The 17,585-nt window shown below is 72.5% G+C and carries 15 protein-coding genes; 3 read left to right on the top strand and 12 right to left on the bottom strand.

Annotated features, from left to right (window positions below; all coding sequences use genetic code 11):
* Nucleotides 1-41 precede the first annotated feature (41 nt).
* The 6 genes from ACZ7OY_RS02490 to hrcA all read right to left on the bottom strand — a co-directional run bounded on the left by ACZ7OY_RS02490 (nt 42) and on the right by hrcA (nt 5,253).
* Nucleotides 42-575 carry a hypothetical protein gene (locus tag ACZ7OY_RS02490; RefSeq protein ID WP_471909652.1) on the bottom strand — a complete coding sequence of 178 codons (534 nt, stop codon included), beginning with the start codon at nt 573-575 and terminating at the stop codon, nt 42-44.
* Nucleotides 576-706: 131 nt separating this feature from the next.
* Nucleotides 707-1,099, bottom strand: a complete 393-nt coding sequence (locus ACZ7OY_RS02485) for a VOC family protein (protein WP_385528494.1) — start codon at nt 1,097-1,099, stop codon at nt 707-709.
* A gap of 16 nt (nt 1,100-1,115) precedes the next feature.
* The gene (locus ACZ7OY_RS02480; protein WP_351601801.1) at nt 1,116-1,856 is read right to left on the bottom strand and encodes a 16S rRNA (uracil(1498)-N(3))-methyltransferase; all 741 of its coding nucleotides are present in this window, start codon (nt 1,854-1,856) and stop codon (nt 1,116-1,118) included.
* Nucleotides 1,853-2,929, bottom strand: coding sequence for a nitronate monooxygenase (locus ACZ7OY_RS02475; protein ID WP_471909651.1), 1,077 nt, complete (start codon nt 2,927-2,929; stop codon nt 1,853-1,855). Before ACZ7OY_RS02475 ends, ACZ7OY_RS02480 begins: the two co-directional genes overlap by 4 nt.
* A 167-nt stretch (nt 2,930-3,096) precedes the next feature.
* Complete coding sequence (gene dnaJ, locus ACZ7OY_RS02470) at nt 3,097-4,236, bottom strand: molecular chaperone DnaJ (protein WP_162469791.1); 1,140 nt, start codon at nt 4,234-4,236, stop codon at nt 3,097-3,099.
* The gene (gene hrcA / locus ACZ7OY_RS02465) at nt 4,237-5,253 is read right to left on the bottom strand and encodes a heat-inducible transcriptional repressor HrcA (RefSeq protein ID WP_385529152.1); all 1,017 of its coding nucleotides are present in this window, start codon (nt 5,251-5,253) and stop codon (nt 4,237-4,239) included.
* A 165-nt stretch (nt 5,254-5,418) separates the two neighbouring features.
* Between hrcA and ACZ7OY_RS02460 the strand changes: the two genes are divergently transcribed.
* On the top strand, nt 5,419-6,381 hold the full coding sequence (locus ACZ7OY_RS02460) for an MBL fold metallo-hydrolase (protein WP_471909650.1): 963 nt from the start codon (nt 5,419-5,421) through the stop codon (nt 6,379-6,381).
* Nucleotides 6,382-6,415: 34 nt separating this feature from the next.
* On the top strand, nt 6,416-7,222 hold the full coding sequence (locus ACZ7OY_RS02455) for a DUF3097 domain-containing protein (protein ID WP_471909649.1): 807 nt from the start codon (nt 6,416-6,418) through the stop codon (nt 7,220-7,222).
* Between the two features lie 89 nt (nt 7,223-7,311).
* On the opposite strand, the gene hemW is transcribed toward ACZ7OY_RS02455, so the two are convergent.
* From hemW to lepA, 4 genes are all read right to left on the bottom strand, one after another.
* The gene (gene hemW, locus ACZ7OY_RS02450) at nt 7,312-8,544 is read right to left on the bottom strand and encodes a radical SAM family heme chaperone HemW (RefSeq protein WP_471909648.1); all 1,233 of its coding nucleotides are present in this window, start codon (nt 8,542-8,544) and stop codon (nt 7,312-7,314) included.
* A gap of 63 nt (nt 8,545-8,607) precedes the next feature.
* Nucleotides 8,608-10,821 (bottom strand): SpoIIE family protein phosphatase, encoded by a 2,214-nt coding sequence (locus tag ACZ7OY_RS02445; protein ID WP_471909647.1) that lies wholly within the window; start codon nt 10,819-10,821, stop codon nt 8,608-8,610.
* A 209-nt stretch (nt 10,822-11,030) separates the two neighbouring features.
* A complete protein-coding gene (locus tag ACZ7OY_RS02440; RefSeq protein ID WP_351612697.1) occupies nt 11,031-12,905 on the bottom strand; it encodes an AMP-dependent synthetase/ligase in 1,875 nt (624 codons plus the stop codon).
* Nucleotides 12,906-13,189: 284 nt separating this feature from the next.
* Nucleotides 13,190-15,064: a translation elongation factor 4 gene (lepA, locus tag ACZ7OY_RS02435; RefSeq protein WP_471909646.1), complete on the bottom strand. Its 1,875-nt coding sequence runs from the start codon at nt 15,062-15,064 to the stop codon at nt 13,190-13,192.
* Nucleotides 15,065-15,294: 230 nt separating this feature from the next.
* Here lepA and rpsT point away from each other — a divergent pair, with 230 nt between their 5' ends.
* Nucleotides 15,295-15,561, top strand: a complete 267-nt coding sequence (rpsT, locus tag ACZ7OY_RS02430; RefSeq protein WP_351612692.1) for a 30S ribosomal protein S20 — start codon at nt 15,295-15,297, stop codon at nt 15,559-15,561.
* A gap of 425 nt (nt 15,562-15,986) precedes the next feature.
* Here rpsT and holA read toward each other — a convergent pair whose 3' ends face one another.
* Together holA and ACZ7OY_RS02420 are read right to left on the bottom strand one after the other, a co-directional pair.
* Nucleotides 15,987-16,976, bottom strand: a complete 990-nt coding sequence (gene holA, locus ACZ7OY_RS02425) for a DNA polymerase III subunit delta (protein ID WP_471909645.1) — start codon at nt 16,974-16,976, stop codon at nt 15,987-15,989.
* A 212-nt stretch (nt 16,977-17,188) separates the two neighbouring features.
* A complete protein-coding gene (locus ACZ7OY_RS02420) occupies nt 17,189-17,434 on the bottom strand; it encodes a hypothetical protein (RefSeq protein WP_471909644.1) in 246 nt (81 codons plus the stop codon).
* Between the last annotated feature and the right edge of the window lie 151 nt (nt 17,435-17,585).

Below are 17,585 nucleotides of genomic sequence, written 5' to 3'. Positions count from 1 at the left end.
TCACCCTATGCAGCGAGGGGCGCGCGGGAACAGAGGGACGTTCACTTGCCCTGGACGGGCCGGCACCGCGGATCGTCCACGCACCAGACGGTCCTGGTGACGGTCACCGTGGCGGTCGGCCCACCGTGCTGTCCGCCGGAACCGCCGCCGACGGGCGAGGGGGTGGTCCTGCAGTCGCCGAGGCCGCTCACGTGGAAGCGCACCTTGCCGCCCACCTTGGCGGTGAGGTCGCCGCGCACACAGGCGCCGTCCACGGCCCGGGTGACCTTCCCGGTGACGGTGATGTCCCGGCCGTCGTCCGTCCGGCCCTGGCAGTCGACGGTGGCGACGGTGCTCGCGCTCGCCGTGGCCGCCTTGTCGCCGAACGCGGCCGTGCAGGTGAGCCAGCGCACGTCCACCTGGCGGCGCTCGAGCTCCTTCGTCGCGGTCCGGTCGGTGGTGTACGCCACCGAGGCGGAACTCAGTCCGCCCGGATCGCACGCCACGGCACCCGCGCCGACGACCACCGCGCACCACGCCACGGCCAGCGCCCGCGTCCCGCGCGGGCGGTCCCAAATCCACCTCAATGCCCCCATGGACGGCAGCGTGCCACTCCTGGGCGTGGGGCGGTAGACCTCATACGGTCACGATGGGGCCTGCGGGGGCCGCCGAGGGGGGCGTACCGGGGTCACCGGGCAGGGCGTGAGGGGAGCGCGCGGAAACCGGGTCAGTCGCGCAACAACAGCCACTCCTGCAGCTCCACCATGTTGCCCTCGGGGTCCTTGAGATGGGCGGCCCGCATCCGCTCGGTCATCTCGGCCGGGCCGTGCAGCAGGGTCGCGCCCCGGGCGGTGATCTGCGCGCAGTAGGCGTCCAGGTCGTCGACGCGCAAGACCACCAGCGAGCGGTGGCCGGTCGCCGGATCGCCGAGTTCTCCGAGGACCCGGGCCATCGTCGCGCGGTCCTGGAGGGCGATGCCCGCCGATCCGGCGGCGGGACCGAACTTCTCGTACGGCCCCTGCGTCGCCCCCGACTGCGGTCTGAGGCCGAGTACGTCGGCATAGAACCGGTAACAGGCGGCGAAGTCGGTGACGAGCAGCCGTACCTGGGCGAGTTCCACGGCGTCCTCCCTGCGGTCAGGACCAGCGTCCGGTGCGGCCGAGCAGCAGGGCCGCGGCCGCGGTGCCCGCGGTCGAGGTGCGCAGCACGCTGGGGCCCAGCCGGTAGGGGCGCGCCCCGGCCTGCTCGAACAGGGCCAGCTCCTCGGGGGAGACGCCGCCTTCCGGACCGACCACGAGCACGATCTCGCCCTCGGTGGGCAGTTCGGCGGCGGCCAGCGGCGCGTCTCCGCTCTCGTGGAGCACGGCGGCGAAGTCGGCGGCCGCCAGCAGCGCGCCGAGCTGACGGGTCGTCGCCGCGTCCGCGACCTCCGGGAACCGCACCCGCCGGGACTGCTTGCCGGCCTCGCGGGCGGTGGCCCGCCACTTGCCGAGCGCCTTCAGCCCGCGCTCGCCCTTCCACTGGGTGATGCAGCGCGAGGCCGCCCACGGCACGATCGCGTCGACACCGACCTCGGTCATGGTCTCGACGGCGACCTCGCCCCGGTCGCCCTTCGGCAGCGCCTGTACGACGGTGATACGGGGCGTGGGCACCGGCTCCTCGTGCACCTCGCGCACGTCGACGACCAGCCGGTCCTTGCCCTCGGCGGCGGCCACCTCGCCCTCGGCCCAGCGTCCGGCGCCGTCGGTGAGGACGACCGTCTCGCCCGCCCGCAGCCGCTTCACGGACACCGCGTGCCGTCCCTCGGGGCCGTCGAGGACGTACTGCCCGGCGCCGTCGGCGCGGACGTCGTCGACGACGAAGACCGGAGCGGTCATCGGACCTCACCACCCTGCGAGAAGGCGGCCCGGGCCGCGTCCAGTTCGGCGCACAGCACCTCGACCAGCCGCCCGGCGGGCAGCTCGCGCGCCATCCGGTGGCCCTGGCCCGCCCACAGCCCCATGCCCTGCGCGTCGGCGGCCAGGGCGGCGGCCTTGCGCAGCGGCGCGGTGAGGTGGTGGATCTCGGGATACGCGGCGGGCGCGTACGGCCCGTGCTCGCGCAGGAAGCGGTTGACCAGGCCGCGGGCCGGCCGCCCGGAGAACGCGCGGGTCAGCTCCGTGCGGGCGAACAGCGGATCGGTGAGCGCCTGCTTGTACACGGTGTGCGCGCCGGACTCGGCGGTGGCCAGGAAGGCGGTGCCGAGCTGGGCCGCTTCGGCGCCGGCCGCCAGCACGGCGGCGATCTGGCTGCCGCGCATGATGCCGCCGGCGGCCACCAGCGGCAGGCCCACGCTCTCGCGGACCTGCGCGAGCAGGGCGAGCAGTCCGAGGCCGCAGCCGTCGTTCTCCTGGAGGTCGCGGTGGGTGCCCTGGTGTCCGCCCGCCTCCACGCCCTGCACGATCACCGCGTCGGCGCCCGCCCGCTCCACGGCGAGGGCCTCCTCGACGGTGGTCGCGGTGACCATCGTGCGGGTACCGGCCCGGCGCAGGGCGTCCAGCGTGTCCCGGTCCGGCACCCCGAAGTGGAACGAGACCACGGGCACCGGGTTGTCCAGCAGCACCGCGAGCTTGGTGTCGTAGCCGTCGTCGCGCCCGCTGTCCGGGTCGCCGAGCTCCACGCCGTACCAGGCGGCCTCACCGGCCAGCTGGTGCGCGTACACCTCGACGGCGCCGGTCTCCGCGTACTCCGGCTGCGGCATGAACACGTTCACGCCGAAGGGTCGGGCCGTCAGGCTCCGCAGCTGTTTGATCTCCTGGTACATGCCGTCGGCCGTCTTGTACCCGGCGGCCAGGAAGCCGAGTCCGCCCGCCTCGCAGACGGCGGCGGCGAGCTTCGGCACGGAGACACCGCCCGCCATGGGCGCCTGCACGATCGGATGCGCGCAGAGATCGGTCAGTGCGGAGGACATGTCGGCATGTTGTCACGTCCCCCGGACAAGTCCGAATCGGGCCGTCGGCGGCCCGCGGCCGGACATGCGGGTGCGGCACGGGCCGCGGCCGCGAGCGGACGCGCGGTACGGACGAAGGGCCCGGGGGCAGGCAGCCCCCGGGCCCTTCATGTCCTCGGCCGCTCGGGTCAGCGCCCGTTGAACGCGTCCTTCAGCCGCGAGAACAGCCCCTGCTGTCCCGGCTGGAACTGCCCCTGCGGACGCTCCTCGCCGCGCAGCTTGGCCAGTTCGCGCAGCAGGCGCTCCTGCTCGGGGTCGAGCTTGTTCGGGGTCTGGACCTCGACATGGACGATGAGGTCGCCCCGGCCGCCGCCGCGCAGGTGGGTGACGCCACGGCCGTGCAGCGGGATCGACTGGCCGGACTGGGTGCCGGGCCGGATGTCGACCTCCTCCATGCCGTCCAGCGTCTCCAGCGGCACCTTCGTGCCGAGGGCCGCCGCCGTCATCGGGATCGTGACCGTGCAGTGCAGGTCGTCGCCGCGCCGCTGGAAGGTGGAGTGCGGCAGCTCGTGGATCTCGACGTACAGATCGCCGGCCGGACCGCCGCCGGGACCGACCTCGCCCTCGCCGGCCAGCTGGATCCGCGTGCCGTTGTCGACACCGGCCGGGATCTTCACCGTCAGCGTCCGGCGGGAGCGCACCCGGCCGTCGCCCGCGCACTCGTGGCACGGGTTGGGCACGACGGTTCCGAAGCCCTGGCACTGGGGGCAGGGCCGGGACGTCATGACCTGGCCGAGGAAGGACCGCGTGACCTGCGAGACCTCACCGCGACCGCGGCACATGTCACAGGTCTGGGGGGTCGTGCCCGGCGCCGCGCCCTCACCGTTGCAGGTGGTGCAGACGATCGCCGTGTCGACCTGGATGTCCTTCGTGGTGCCGAAGGCCGCCTCGTCCAGCTCGATCTCCAGCCGGATCATGGCGTCCTGGCCCCGGCGTGTGCGCGAGCGCGGTCCGCGCTGCGACGCCGTGCCGAAGAACGCGTCCATGATGTCGGAGAAGTTGCCGAAGCCGCCCGCACCGAAGCCGCCCGCGGCGCCGGCGCCGCCCGACTGGGAGAGCGGGTCGCCGCCGAGGTCGTAGACCTGCTTCTTCTGCGGGTCCGACAGCACCTCGTAAGCGGCGTTGATCTCCTTGAACCGCTCCTGGGTCTTCGGATCGGGGTTCACATCCGGATGCAGCTCGCGCGCGAGCCGCCGGAAGGCCTTCTTGATCTCTTCCTGCGACGCGTCGCGGCGCACGCCGAGAACGGCGTAGTAGTCCGTGGCCACTCAGGACTCCGCCAGGATCTGTCCGACGTACCGTGCCACTGCGCGTACCGCTCCCATCGTTCCCGGGTAATCCATACGAGTCGGTCCGACCACACCGAGCTTGGCGACCGCCTCGTTGCCCGAACCGTAGCCGACCGAGACCACCGAAGTGGAGTTGAGTCCCTCATAGGCGTTCTCATGACCGATCCGCACCGTCATGCCCGAATCACCGGCCTCACCAAGCAACTTGAGCAGCACGACGTGCTCCTCCAGCGCTTCGAGCACCGGGCGGATCGTGAGAGGGAAGTCATGTCCGAAGCGGGTCAGATTGGCGGTGCCGCCGATCATCAGCCGCTCCTCGTTCTCCTCGACCAGCGTCTCCAGCAGGGTGGAGAGCACCGTCGAGACCGTGCCGCGGTCGTCCGCCTCGAACGCGTCCGGCAGGTCCTCCACGAGCCGCGGCACGTCCGCGAACCGGCGGCCCGCGACCCGGCTGTTCAGCCGCGCCCGCAGATCCGCCAGGGAGGTCTCGCCGAACGGCGCCGCGCAGTCGACCACGCGCTGCTCTACCCGGCCGGTGTCGGTGATCAGCACCAGCATCACCCGCGCGGGCGCCAGCGACAGCAGCTCCACGTGCCGCACGGTCGACCGGGTCAGCGACGGGTACTGCACGACGGCGACCTGCCGGGTCAGCTGCGCGAGCAGCCGTACGGTACGGGCCACCACGTCGTCGAGGTCCACGGCCCCGTCGAGGAAGCTCTGGATCGCGCGCCGCTCGGGTGCCGTCATCGGTTTGACGCCCGCGAGCTTGTCGACGAACAGCCGGTAGCCCTTGTCGGTGGGGATCCGCCCCGCACTGGTGTGCGGCTGGGCGATGAACCCCTCGTCCTCCAGGGCCGCCATGTCGTTGCGCACCGTCGCCGGGGACACACCGAGGTTGTGCCGCTCGGTCAGCGCCTTGGAGCCCACCGGCTCCTCGGTGCCGACGTAGTCCTGGACGATGGCGCGCAGCACCTGAAGCCTGCGTTCGCTCAGCATCTCGCGCACACCTCCAGACTGTCGTCCCCTGATGCCTGCCGCCTGGCACTCTGCGCGCGCGAGTGCCAACGGTCCCCGAGTCAGTGTACGGCCGTGGGGTACACCCCGGGCAAGGCTGGGCCTGCGACGTCGTGCCGGGCCCGCTTCCGGCATTAGCGTCGCGGTATGACGGTGACTTGGGAAGAGCTGGGGTGGGAGCGGCTGGCGGAGGGGGTCGGGCGGTGCCGGCTGCCGGTGTGGGACTGCACGGTGGGACTGATCACAGGGGCAGGATCCGCGCTGCTGGTCGACGCCGGGTCGAGCCTCGCCGAAGGTACCCGGCTGCGCGGGCAGGCGGAGGCGATCGCCGGCTGCCGGGTGCGCCGTCTCGCCCTCACCCACCCCCACTTCGACCATGTCTTCGGGGCGGCGGCGTTCGCGGGCGCGACGGTACTGGTGGCGGCGGGAGAAGGCGCGCCGCCCGCGCCGCCGGGGGCGGCCGTCACGGGGAACGGGGGCGGGAACGGGGGCGGGAACGAGCGCGCGAACGCGCACGGGCGCGGGGGCGCGGGCGCGAGCGGGAGCGAGGCCAGGGACGGGGGCGCGTACGGGGACGGGGCCGGGAGCGCGTACGGGGACGCGGGCGGGAGCGCGTACGGGGACGCGGGCGGGAGCGGGAGCGCGTACGGGCGCGGGACCGAGGACCGGGTCGCGGACTTCTACGGGGTGGATCGCGCCGGGATGTGTGCGGACGCGGTGCGCAACGGCCTCGGCCGCCGGGCCGCGGAAGAGGCCGCCGACGCCCTCGTGCGCCCCCACCGGACCGTGCACGGCACCCTGGCCCTGGAGCCGGCCGGCGGCCCGCGGATCCTGCTGGCGGACGTGGGCCCCGGGCACACCGCGCGGGACCTCGCGGTGGTGGTGGCGAGCGACCCGGTGGTGGTGTTCTGCGGCGACCTGGTCGAGGAGTCCGGCGAACCGCAGGCCGGCCCCGACGCCGTACCCTCTCGCTGGCCCGCCGCCCTGGACCGGCTGCTGGAACTGGGCGGCGAGGACGCGGTGTACGTGCCCGGTCACGGAGCGGTGGTGGACGCGGCCTTCGTCCGGGCCCAGCGGGACGCGCTGGCGCGGCGTTTCGGCGTGTCGTGAGACCGCGCCGACGACTTCTCCTATCGTCGTGCGAATGCGCTCGTACTCACCCGACCTGACGCCGCCGTGGAAGAAGCCCGGACCCGTACCGGAGGTCCCCGCCGAACCCGGTCTCGTGGTCGAGGAGCCCGCGACCGGGTTCTGCGGCGCGGTGATCCGCTGCGAGGCGGGCACGGTGACGCTGGAGGACCGGTTCGGCAAGCACCGGGTGTTCCCGCTGGAGCCGCGGGGCTTCCTCCTGGAGGGCGCCGTGGTGACGCTGGTCCGGCCGTCCGCGGGCGGTCCCGCACAGCCCTCCCGTACGGCGTCCGGCTCGGTCGCCGTGCCCGGCGCACGCGCCCGGGTGGCGCGCGCCGGGCGGATCTATGTCGAGGGCCGGCACGACGCCGAGCTGGTCGAGAAGGTCTGGGGCGACGACCTGCGCATCGAGGGCGTGGTCGTGGAGTACCTGGAGGGTGTCGACGACCTCCCGTCGATCGTCGCCGCCTTCTCCCCCGGCCCGGACGCCCGCCTCGGCGTCCTGGTGGACCATCTGGTGCCGGGCTCCAAGGAGTCCCGTATCGCCGCGTCGGTGACGAGCGAGCACGCGCTGGTGGTGGGCCACCCGTTCATCGACGTCTGGGAGGCGGTGAAACCGTCGTCCCTGGGCATCCCGGCGTGGCCGCGGGTCCCGCGCGGCCAGGACTGGAAGACGGGCGTGTGCCGGGCGCTGGGCTGGCCCTCGGACAACACGGGCGCGGTGTGGCAGGCGATCCTCGCGCGCGTGGGTTCCTACAAGGACCTGGAACCGGAGCTGCTGGGATGTGTCGAGCGTCTCATCGACCATGTGACCGTGCCCTGAACGCACCCTGAAGTGTGCCGGGCCGGGCAGGCCGTGCTCCCCGCCGTCGCGGGGGCGACCCTACGGTCCACCGTCGCGGGGGTGACCCTTCAGTCCACCAGGTCCCGCACCACCGCATCCGCCAGCAGCCGCCCCCGCAGCGTCAGCACGGCCCGCCCGTCGTCGTACGCCTCCTGCACCAGCAGCCCCTCCGACAGTGCCCGGCGCGACGCCTTGAGACCCTCCTCCTTCAGCAGCCCCAGCGGCACCCCCTCCCGCAGCCGGAGCTCCAGCAGGATCCGCTCCACCCGCCGGTCCTCGTCCGCCAGGACCTCGCGTCCGGCCCCCGGCGACCGCCCGGACGCCAGCGCCGCCGCGTACGCCCCCGGGTGCTTGACGTTCCACCAGCGCACCCCGCCCACGTGCGAGTGCGCCCCGGGCCCGGCGCCCCACCAGTCGGCGCCCCGCCAGTACAGCTCGTTGTGCAGGCAGCGGGCCGCCTGCGAGGTCGCCCAGTTGGACACCTCGTACCAGTCGAAGCCCGCCCCAGCCAGCACCGACTCGGCGATCAGGTAGCGGTCGGCGTGGACGTCGTCGTCGGTCATCGGGACCTCGCCCCGGCGGATCCGCCGCGCGAGCTGCGTACCCTCCTCGACGATCAGCGCGTACGCCGACACATGGTCGGGCCCGGCCCCGATCGCCGCCTCCAGCGAGGCCCGCCAGTCGTCGTCGGTCTCGCCCGGGGTGCCGTAGATCAGGTCGAGATTGACATGCTCGAAGCCGGCCGCGCGGGCCTCGGCGACGCACGCCTCGGGCCGTCCCGGGGTGTGCGTGCGGTCGAGCACCTTCAGCACGTGCTGTTTCGCGCTCTGCATGCCGAAGGAGATCCGGTTGAAGCCGCCGGCGCGGAGCGTGGCGAGGTAGGCCGGGTCCACCGACTCCGGGTTCGCCTCGGTGGTGACCTCCGCGTCAGCCGCCAGCCCGAACTCGTCGCGGATCGCGCCCAGCATCCGTACGAGATCGTCCGCGGCCAGCAGGGTGGGCGTGCCGCCGCCGACGAACACCGTGCGGACCTCGCGCGGGTCGTCGCCGAGGACCTTGCGGGCCAGGCGGATCTCGTCGGTCAGGGTCTCGGCGTAGTTGTCGCGGGAGGCGAGGACGCCGCCGGTGCCGCGCAGTTCGGTCGCCGTGTAGGTGTTGAAGTCGCAGTAGCCGCAGCGGGTCGCGCAGTAGGGGACGTGCAGGTAGAACCCGAGGGGGCGGTCGGCGGCCCCGGCGAGCGCGGGCACGGGCAGCGCGCCGTCGTCGGGGACGGGCTCGCCGTCGGGGAGTGCGGAAGGCATGTGCTCCATTGTCCCGCACGCTCGCAGGACCCCGGTGCCTGTCGCGCCGGGGCCCGTCCGGGGCTATTCCGCCTGGAGCACCAGCAGCGCCAGGTCGTCCTCGGGCGGGTGCCCGCCGAACTCGTGCACCAGCCCTATGATGCGCTCCGCGATCAGCTCGGCGTCCAGCCCCGCGCAGCCGGCCAGCGCGACCGCGAGGCCGTCGCCGTCGTCGAACTGACGCGAGCCGGAGCGCCGCTCGGTCACCCCGTCGGTGACGCACAGCAGGCTGTCGCCGGGGCGCAGCTCGAACGTCTCGCTGGTGTACGTCTCGTCCTCGACGACCCCGAGGAGGGTCTGCGGCCGGGCGACCGTACGGACGTCGCCGTCGGGCCCGAGGAGCAGCGGCAGCGGATGCCCGGCGGAGGCGAGGGTGCAGCTCAGGCCGCCGTCGAAGGGGGCGAGCTCGCCGTACAGGAGCGAGAGGAACCGGGTCTGCGGGCCGTCACCGGGGGAGGTGGGGCCGACGAGGGCGCGGGCGGAGGCGTCCGCGGCCTCGGTGGCGTCGTCGAGGAGGAGCTGGTTGAGGCGGTCCAGGACGTCGGCGACGCGATAGCCCTCGCGGGCCAGCAGTCGCAGCCAGGGCCGGGCCAGGCCGATCACCACGGCCGCCTCGGGGCCCTTGCCCTGGACGTCACCGACGGCGAAGCACCAGCGCCCGTCGCCGGCCGGGAAGAGGTCGTAGAAGTCGCCGCTCGGTCCGCCCTTGTCCCGGGGCTCGTAGACGAGGGCGCTGCGCACCCCGGGGATCTCCGCGACGGCACCGGGCAGCAGACCCCGCTGGAGCACGGCGCTGATGGTGGCCTGGCGGGCGTACTGCCGGGCGGCGCCGATGGCCAGCGCCACCCGGCGGCTGAGGTCCTCGACCAGGCCGGTGACCTCGTCGGGGAAGCGGGCGAGTCCGGCCCGGCCGATGACCAGGGTGCCCAGCGGGCGGCCGCCCGCGACGAGCCGGTAGGCGAGCGCCGTACCGTACGACCCGCCGGTCCCGGACGACCCATCGGTCCCGGACGACCCATCGGTCCCGGACGACCCATCGGTCCCGGACGACCCACCGGTCCCGTACGACCCACCGGTCCCGGACGACCCACCGCGCCCGTACGACCCATCGGTTGCATACGACCCATCGGTTGCGTACGGATCACCGGTCCCGGACAGGGCACCGGCGCCGTACGACCCACCGGTCCCGGACGGGGCGCCGGGTCCGTGGGAGTCGTCCGCGGTCCAGGCCACGGCGGGCCAGGGGAACGGAACCGGTCCGGAGGCGATCCCCTCCGACGGCCGTGGCGGGTCCTTCTCCAGGGCTCTGCGCAGTTCCTCGATGACGTTCTCGCTGCCGTGCCAGACCCGGGCCAGCCGCGGTCCGGCGCCCGCCGCGAGGTCGCCGGACCAGCCGCCGCGGCCGGTGGCCTCGTCCTCCAGCCACACCGCGCACCAGTCGGCCAGCCGCGGCACGAGCAGCTGGCCGGTGAGCGCGGCGACCAGGTCCTCGTCGAGCTGGCCGGCGAGCAGGTCGGAGGCCTCGGCGAGGAAGGTCAGGGCGCCGCGGCCCAGCCAGTCCCCGTCCCGCTCGGCCCGCTGCGGCTCGGGGGCGAGGATCTCGGCCACGCCGAGGGCGTACGCCGGGGCGCACGCGCCGTCGTGCGCCTCGATGCCGTCGGAGGGTTCCCAGGGCAGCCGCGCCCACACCGTCTTGGCGCCCCTGCGGTAGGTGACGCCCCAGGCCTCGGCGAGCGTGGCGACAAGGCGCAGGCCGCGCCCGTACTCCGGGATCTCGTACGCCGGTTCGGCGCCGCCGTCGCGCGGGGCCCGTGAGGGGTGCTGGTCGGAGACCTCCACGACGACCGCGCCCGGCGCCTCCTCCTCCAGGCGGCACACGAGCTCGACGTCCGTACCGGCGTGGACGACGGCGTTGGTGACGAGCTCGCTGACGACCAGCAGCACGTCGTCGGCCAGGCGGCCGGTGCGCAGGGCGGCACGAAGCCCGGCACGGGATTCGTGCCGGGGTTCGGCGTTGCGGCCGGTGTCGGCCGCGGCGCCGGGGTCGGTGCCGGGCCGGCCCTGCTCGGCCCAGTCGACGAGCGCGGCGCGTACGAGTGCGCGGGCGGAGCCGGGCGCGAGGGGGTTCCCGGCCACGGTCGCGCGCACCTGCGCGCGCTCCGGCGCGCAGGCGTCGGAGGCACCGGAAGCATCGGAGGCAAGGGGAAGGTTCTCCCGTTGCGTCGGAATGGCCCCCATGGCGGCTCCCGGACGGTTCGGACGAATGGACCTCGGTCGATGCCGACAGAGTGACAGACCGAGCCCGTCCATAAGCGCCGAGTTACCGAAGTGGGCCGCCATGAGTGAGAACAGTGCTACGCGCGTGCTCGAAGCCGGGCAGAAACCTGACCGACTCCGAGCATCCGGGCAGCACCTGTTGCTCACCGAGCAGGGCCGGACCGCCCTGCCTACGCCTCGCGCGAGCCCGCGTACATCTCGTCGATCAGGTGCTTGTACTCGCGCTCCACGACCGGCCGCTTCAGCTTCAGGCTCGGCGTGATCTCGCCGTGCTCGACATCGAGGTCGCGCGGCAGCAGCCGGAACTTCTTGATGGTCTGCCAGCGCTGGAGGCCCTCGTTGAGCTGCTTGACGTAGCCCTCGACCATGGCGACCGTCTCCGGCGCGGCGACGACGTCGGCGTACGAGCGGTCCGCCAGCCCGTTCTCCTTCGCCCAGTCCAGGATCGACGGCTCGTCGAGCGCGATGAGGGCCGTGCAGAAGTTACGGTCGGCGCCGTGCACGAGGATGTTGGAGACGTACGGGCACACCGCCTTGAACTGGCCCTCGACCTCGGCCGGCGCGATGTACTTGCCGCCGGACGTTTTGATCAGGTCCTTCTTGCGGTCGGTGATCTTCAGATAGCCGTCGGCCGACAGTTCGCCGATGTCGCCGGTGTGGAACCAGCCGTCCGCCTCCAGCACCTCGGCGGTCTTCTCGGGCAGCCCGTGGTAGCCCTGCATGATGCCGGGGCCGCGCAGCAGGATCTCGCCGTCGTCCGCGATGCGCACCTCGGTGCCGGGCAACGGCTTGCCGACCGTGCCGGTGCGGTAGGCCTCGCCCGGGTTGACGAAGGAGGCGGCGGAGGACTCGGTGAGGCCGTAGCCCTCCAGGATGTGGATGCCGGCGCCGGCGAAGAAGTAGCCGATCTCGGGAGCGAGAGCGGCGCTGCCCGAGATGCAGGCGCGCAGGTTGCCGCCGAAGGCCTCGCGGATCTTGGCGAAGACGAGCGTGTCGGCGACCTTGTGCTTGGCCGCCAGCCCGAACGGCGCCGCGTGGCTGCCGGTGCGCCGGAAGTTGTCCTGGGTGACCTTGGCGTACTCGCGGGAGACCTCGGCGGCCCACTGGAAGATCTTGTACTTGGCGCCGCCGCCCGCGCGGGCCTTGGCCGCGACCCCGTTGTAGACCTTCTCGAAGATGCGCGGCACGGCCGCCATGTAGGTCGGCCGGACGACCGGAAGATTCTCGATGATCTTGTCGACGCGGCCGTCGACGGCGGTGACGTGGCCGACCTCGATCTGACCGGAGGTGAGCACCTTGCCGAAGACGTGCGCCAGCGGCAGCCACAGGTACTGCACGTCCTCGAGGCCGATCAGTCCGGTCGCGGCGATCGCCTTCGCCATGTACGACCAGTTGTCGTGCGGCAGGCGCACGCCCTTCGGGCGGCCGGTGGTGCCCGAGGTGTAGATGAGGGTGGCGAGCTGGTCCTTGGTGATCGCCGCGACCCGCTCCTTGATCAGGCCGGGGTGCTTCTCCAGGTAGGCGGCGCCGCGCCGCTCCAGCTCGGCGAGGGTGAGGACCCGCTCGTCGCTCTCGACGCCGGCCGGGTCGATCACCACGACGTGGGTGAGCTCGGACAGTTCGGCGCGCTTCTCCTGCGCCTTGGCGAGCTGGGCCGCGTCCTCGGCGATCAGCACCCGGCTCTCCGAGTCGGAGAGGATGAACGCCGACTCGTCGGCGTTGGTCTGCGGGTAGACCGTGGTCGTGGCGGCGCCGGCGCACAGGATGCCCAGGTCGGCGAGGATCCACTCGACCCGGGTCGAGGAGGCCAGGGCCACCCGCTGCTCGGGCTGCACGCCCAGCTCGATCAGGCCCGCGGCGATCGCGAAGACCCGCTCGGCGGCCTGCGCCCAGCTGAGCGACTTCCAGTCGTCCGGTCCCTGCCCCGAGTCCGCCACCACCGGGTAGCGGTAGGCCTCGGCGTCCGGAGTGGCCGCCACGCGGTCAAGGAAGAGGCCCGCGACGGACGGCGGACGGTTCTCGATCAGTGTCTGTGTGTCGCTCACGACATCCTCCGGGGCCCGCGACGGTGCGGATGGCTCGGCTGGCTCAGTACGGGCCGGCTCAGTACGGCTGGGTCTGCTCACGAGCTGCTGTCCGAGCGTTGTTTAACTCGCGAGTAACTATCGAGCAGAGATCAGAGTAAGGCGCGACCGCCCCTTGCGTAAGAGGCCGCGGCCTGTCACTTCCTACAGAGAGCGACGGCCCGCACGCACCGGGGCCCGCCGCGCTTTCGCACGACGAGCCCCGATTGCGCCCGTTTCGACGATGTACCCACGGTAACTCGCGGTTACTTCTTGCCCTTGCCCGATCCCGCGCTGTCGTCGCTGGAGAGCACCGCGATGAAGGCCTCCTGCGGAACTTCCACGGAACCCACCATCTTCATGCGCTTCTTGCCCTCCTTCTGCTTCTCCAGCAGCTTCCGCTTCCGGGAGATGTCACCGCCGTAGCACTTGGCGAGGACGTCCTTGCGGATGGCGCGGATGGTCTCGCGGGCGATCACCCGGGAGCCGATGGCCGCCTGGATGGGCACCTCGAAGGCCTGCCGCGGGATGAGCTCGCGCAGCTTGGCGACGAGCCGCACCCCGTACGCGTACGCCGCGTCCTTGTGCGTGATCGCCGAGAACGCGTCCACCTTGTCGCCGTGCAGCAGGATGTCGACCTTGACCAGGCTCGAGGTCTGCTCACCGGTGGGCTCGTAGTCGAGCGAGGCGTAGCCGCGCGTCTTCGACTTCAGCTGGTCGAAGAAGTCGAACACGATCTCCGCGAGCGGCAGGGTGTAGCGGATCTCGACCCGGTCCTCGGAGAGGTAGTCCATGCCGAGCAGGGTGCCGCGCCGGGTCTGGCACAGCTCCATGATCGAACCGATGAACTCGGAGGGCGCGAGGATCGTGGCGCGCACGACCGGCTCGTACACCTCGTTGATCTTGCCCTCGGGGAACTCGCTCGGGTTGGTGACGACGTGCTCGCTGTTGTCCTCCATGAGGACGCGGTAGACCACGTTCGGCGCGGTGGCGATGAGGTCGAGGCCGAACTCGCGCTCCAGCCGCTCCCGGATCACGTCGAGGTGCAGCAGGCCGAGGAAGCCGACGCGGAAGCCGAAGCCGAGGGCGGCGGAGGTCTCCGGCTCGTAGACGAGGGCGGCGTCGTTGAGCTGGAGCTTGTCGAGGGCGTCACGCAGCTCCGGGTAGTCGGAGCCGTCCAGCGGGTAGAGGCCCGAGAACACCATCGGCTTGGGGTCCTTGTAGCCGCCCAGCGCCTCGGTCGCACCCTTGTGCAGGGTGGTGATGGTGTCACCGACCTTGGACTGGCGCACGTCCTTCACGCCGGTGATGAGATAACCCACCTCACCGACGCCCAGGCCGTCGGCCGGCAGCATCTCGGGCGAGTTGGTGCCGATCTCCAGCAGCTCGTGCGTGGCGCCGGTGGACATCATCCGGATCCGCTCACGCTTGTTGAGCTGCCCGTCGATGACACGCACATACGTCACGACGCCCCGGTAGGAGTCGTACACCGAGTCGAAGATCATCGCGCGGGCGGGCGCGTCGGCGACGCCGACCGGCGCCGGAACCGTCGCCACGACCTTGTCCAGCAGCGCGTCCACCCCGACACCGGTCTTCGCGGACACCCGCAGCACGTCGTCGGGGTCGCAGCCGACCAGGTTGGCGAGCTCCTCGGCGAACTTCTCGGGCTGCGCGGCCGGCAGGTCGATCTTGTTCAGCACGGGGACGATCGCGAGGTCGTTCTCCATCGCCAGGTACAGGTTGGCGAGGGTCTGCGCCTCGATGCCCTGGGCGGCGTCGACGAGGAGGACGGTCCCCTCGCAGGCGGCCAGCGACCGCGAGACCTCATAGGTGAAGTCGACGTGCCCCGGGGTGTCGATCATGTTGAGGATGTGCGTCGTGCCCTGGTCGGGGCCCGTGGTCGGGGCCCAGGGCAGACGCACCGCCTGGGACTTGATCGTGATGCCGCGCTCGCGCTCGATGTCCATGCGGTCGAGGTACTGGGCGCGCATCTGCCGCTGCTCGACCACACCGGTCAGCTGGAGCATCCGGTCGGCGAGCGTGGACTTGCCGTGGTCGATGTGCGCGATGATGCAGAAATTGCGGATCTGAGCCGGGGCGGTACGGCTCGGCTCGGGCACATGGCTAGGGATCGCGGGCACGCAGGGTCCTGATTCTTGAGGCGTCCGCAGTGTGTGCGGTCTCGGGTCGGATCGTTACGCAGCCTCCATGGTCCCACGCGCGGCGACCTGAAGCCGGTTTGGGCCAGCCGGAGAGCCCCTGGTAACGTAGGCAGCTGTGTCTCTTGCCCTCTCAGCGCGAGACACGCCCCAAGAAAATCATCGGCGCGGGACCCGAGCGGCCCCGTGCCAGAACCTGTGAAGGCTCATTCGTGGCGAACATCAAGTCCCAGATCAAGCGGATCAAGACCAACGAGAAGGCCCGGCTGCGCAACAAGGCCGTCAAGTCCTCCCTGAAGACCGCGATCCGCAAGGCCCGCGAGGCTGCTGCCGCGGGTGACGTCGAGAAGGCCACCGAGTACCAGCGCGCTGCCGCGCGTCAGCTCGACAAGGCCGTCTCCAAGGGCGTCATCCACAAGAACCAGGCCGCCAACAAGAAGTCGGCGCTGGCTTCCAAGGTCGCCAACCTCAACGGCTGATCCTCTTTCTTGATCTGACCGCCGGAAGGACCCAGAGCGGGCCCTCTCTCATCCGCTCCCGTCCGGCACCCATGGATCTGCGCGCGGCCTGCGTTCGCCACGCGGGCGCGGATCCCCCGGTTCGAACCGAAGGCCCCGGCACCTCGCCCTTCCCCAGGACGAGCACCGGGGCCTTCGGCGTACACGCGGACGGAGCACCGGACGCGGTCCGGGGCGGGCGAAGGCAGGGGCGGGGGCGGGGGCGGGCAAAGGTAGGGGTGGGCAAGGGCAGCGGCGGCCGCCCCCGACCGCGTCCGGCTCGCCCGACCTCGGGACCGGGGGGCGCGGACTGGCTCCGGGTTACGCCCGTCCTCCGGACCGCGGACTGCGGACTGGCTCCGGGTTACGCCCCTCCTCGGGACCGGGGGCCGCGGACTGGCTCCGGGTTACGTCCGGCCTCCGGACCGTGCCGCCCGTGCGATCGTCACGACCGCCTTCTCCAGGGCGTACTCGGGGTCGTCCCCGCCGCCCTTGACCCCGGCGTCGGCCTCGGCCACCGCCCGCAGGGCGACGGCGACCCCGTCCGGCGTCCATCCCCGCATCTGCTGCCGGACCCGGTCGATCTTCCACGGCGGCATCCCGAGCTCCCGCGCCAGATCGGCCGGCCGCCCGCCGCGCGCCGAGGACAGCTTCCCGATCGCCCGCACCCCCTGCGCCAACGCACTCGTGATCAGCACCGGCGCCACCCCCGTCGCGAGCGACCACCGCAGCGCCTCCAGCGCCTCCGCCGCCCGCCCCTCGACCGCCCGGTCCGCGACCGTGAAACTCGACGCCTCGGCCCGCCCGGTGTAGTACCGCCCGACGACGGCCTCGTCGATCGTCCCCTCGACATCCGCGACCAGCTGCGCCGCCGCGGACGCCAGCTCCCGCAGATCACTGCCGATGGACTCGACGAGTGCCTGGCACGCCTCCGGCGTGGCCGACCGCCCCAGCGTGCGGAACTCGCCCCGCACAAACGCCAGCCGGTCCGCCGGCTTCGTCATCTTGGGGCACGCCACCTCCCGCGCCCCCGCCTTGCGCGCGGCGTCCAGCAGGCCCTTGCCCTTGACCCCGCCCGCGTGCAGCAGCACGAGCGTGATCTCCTCGGCCGGTGCCCCGAGATACGCCTTCACGTCCTTGACCGTGTCGGCGGACAGATCCTGCGCATTGCGTACGACCACGACCTTGCGCTCTGCGAAGAGCGACGGGCTCGTCAGCTCGGCCAGCGTGCCGGGCTGCACCTGGTCCGAGGTCAGGTCGCGTACGTCCGTGTCGGCGTCGGCCGCCTTCGCGGCGGCCACCACCTCCTGCACGGCGCGGTCGAGCAGCAGGTCCTCCTGGCCCACGGCGAGCGTCACCGGGGCGAGAGGGTCGTCATTCGCAGTCTTCCTTGGCATCGGGACAAGCATGGCACGGCCCACTGACAACGATCCGCGAGTCGGCCGACGGCCGACCGGCCGAAGAGCGCCGCCTCGGGACCGGATCCCCGCCCCAGCCGCCGTCCCGGCGCCCGCCGTCCGCCGGATTCCTCGTCCCCGGGTCACGGCACCTCGCGAACCCGGGTCACGGCTCCTCGCGAACCCGGGTCACGGCTCCTCGCGAATCCAGGTCACGGCTCCTCGCGCCAGCCGTCCCATTCCCCCACGAACGCGTCCAGCTCCCGGGGGTCCAGCCGCCCCTCCGCGTCCTGGAGGACGAGGAGCCACTGCGCGTCCTCGGCATCGTCCTCGCCGGCCAAGGCGTCCCTCACCAGCTGCGGCTCCTCGTCGAGTCCGAACCGCTCCCCGAGCGCCTCCACCGCCTCCTCCGCGGCATCACGGTCGGGCAGCACCAGCACATGTCTCACATCGCTCACGGACCCATTCTCCGGCACCGCGACACCCGGCAGCCGCCACCTCCCGTCGCCTCACCCCGTCCCTCGTCCTCCGTTCTCGCTTCACCCGCCGCCTGTCGCCTGTCGCCTGGTGTCCTTTCTCCCTCCCCCACCGCCCGCCGTCCCCCAGTCG

The sequence above is a fragment of the Streptomyces sp. NPDC107559 genome (assembly GCF_055657365.1).
Note: the sequence above shows the minus strand (reverse complement) of the source record. Positions and strands in the feature narration are given on the sequence as shown.

Excerpts from the sequence above, each read along its gene's own strand:
- holA (WP_471909645.1), bottom strand. The coding sequence starts at position 16,976 with ATGCCAAGGAAGACTGCGAATGACGACCCTCTCGCCCCGGTGACGCTC.
- ACZ7OY_RS02475 (WP_471909651.1), bottom strand. The coding sequence starts at position 2,929 with ATGTCCTCCGCACTGACCGATCTCTGCGCGCATCCGATCGTGCAGGCG.
- ACZ7OY_RS02445 (WP_471909647.1), bottom strand. The coding sequence starts at position 10,821 with ATGGGGGCCATTCCGACGCAACGGGAGAACCTTCCCCTTGCCTCCGAT.
- hemW (WP_471909648.1), bottom strand. The coding sequence starts at position 8,544 with ATGCCTTCCGCACTCCCCGACGGCGAGCCCGTCCCCGACGACGGCGCG.
- ACZ7OY_RS02480 (WP_351601801.1), bottom strand. The coding sequence starts at position 1,856 with ATGACCGCTCCGGTCTTCGTCGTCGACGACGTCCGCGCCGACGGCGCC.
- hrcA (WP_385529152.1), bottom strand. The coding sequence starts at position 5,253 with ATGCTGAGCGAACGCAGGCTTCAGGTGCTGCGCGCCATCGTCCAGGAC.
- ACZ7OY_RS02460 (WP_471909650.1), top strand. The coding sequence starts at position 5,419 with ATGACGGTGACTTGGGAAGAGCTGGGGTGGGAGCGGCTGGCGGAGGGG.
- ACZ7OY_RS02455 (WP_471909649.1), top strand. The coding sequence starts at position 6,416 with ATGCGCTCGTACTCACCCGACCTGACGCCGCCGTGGAAGAAGCCCGGA.
- ACZ7OY_RS02490 (WP_471909652.1), bottom strand. The coding sequence starts at position 575 with ATGGGGGCATTGAGGTGGATTTGGGACCGCCCGCGCGGGACGCGGGCG.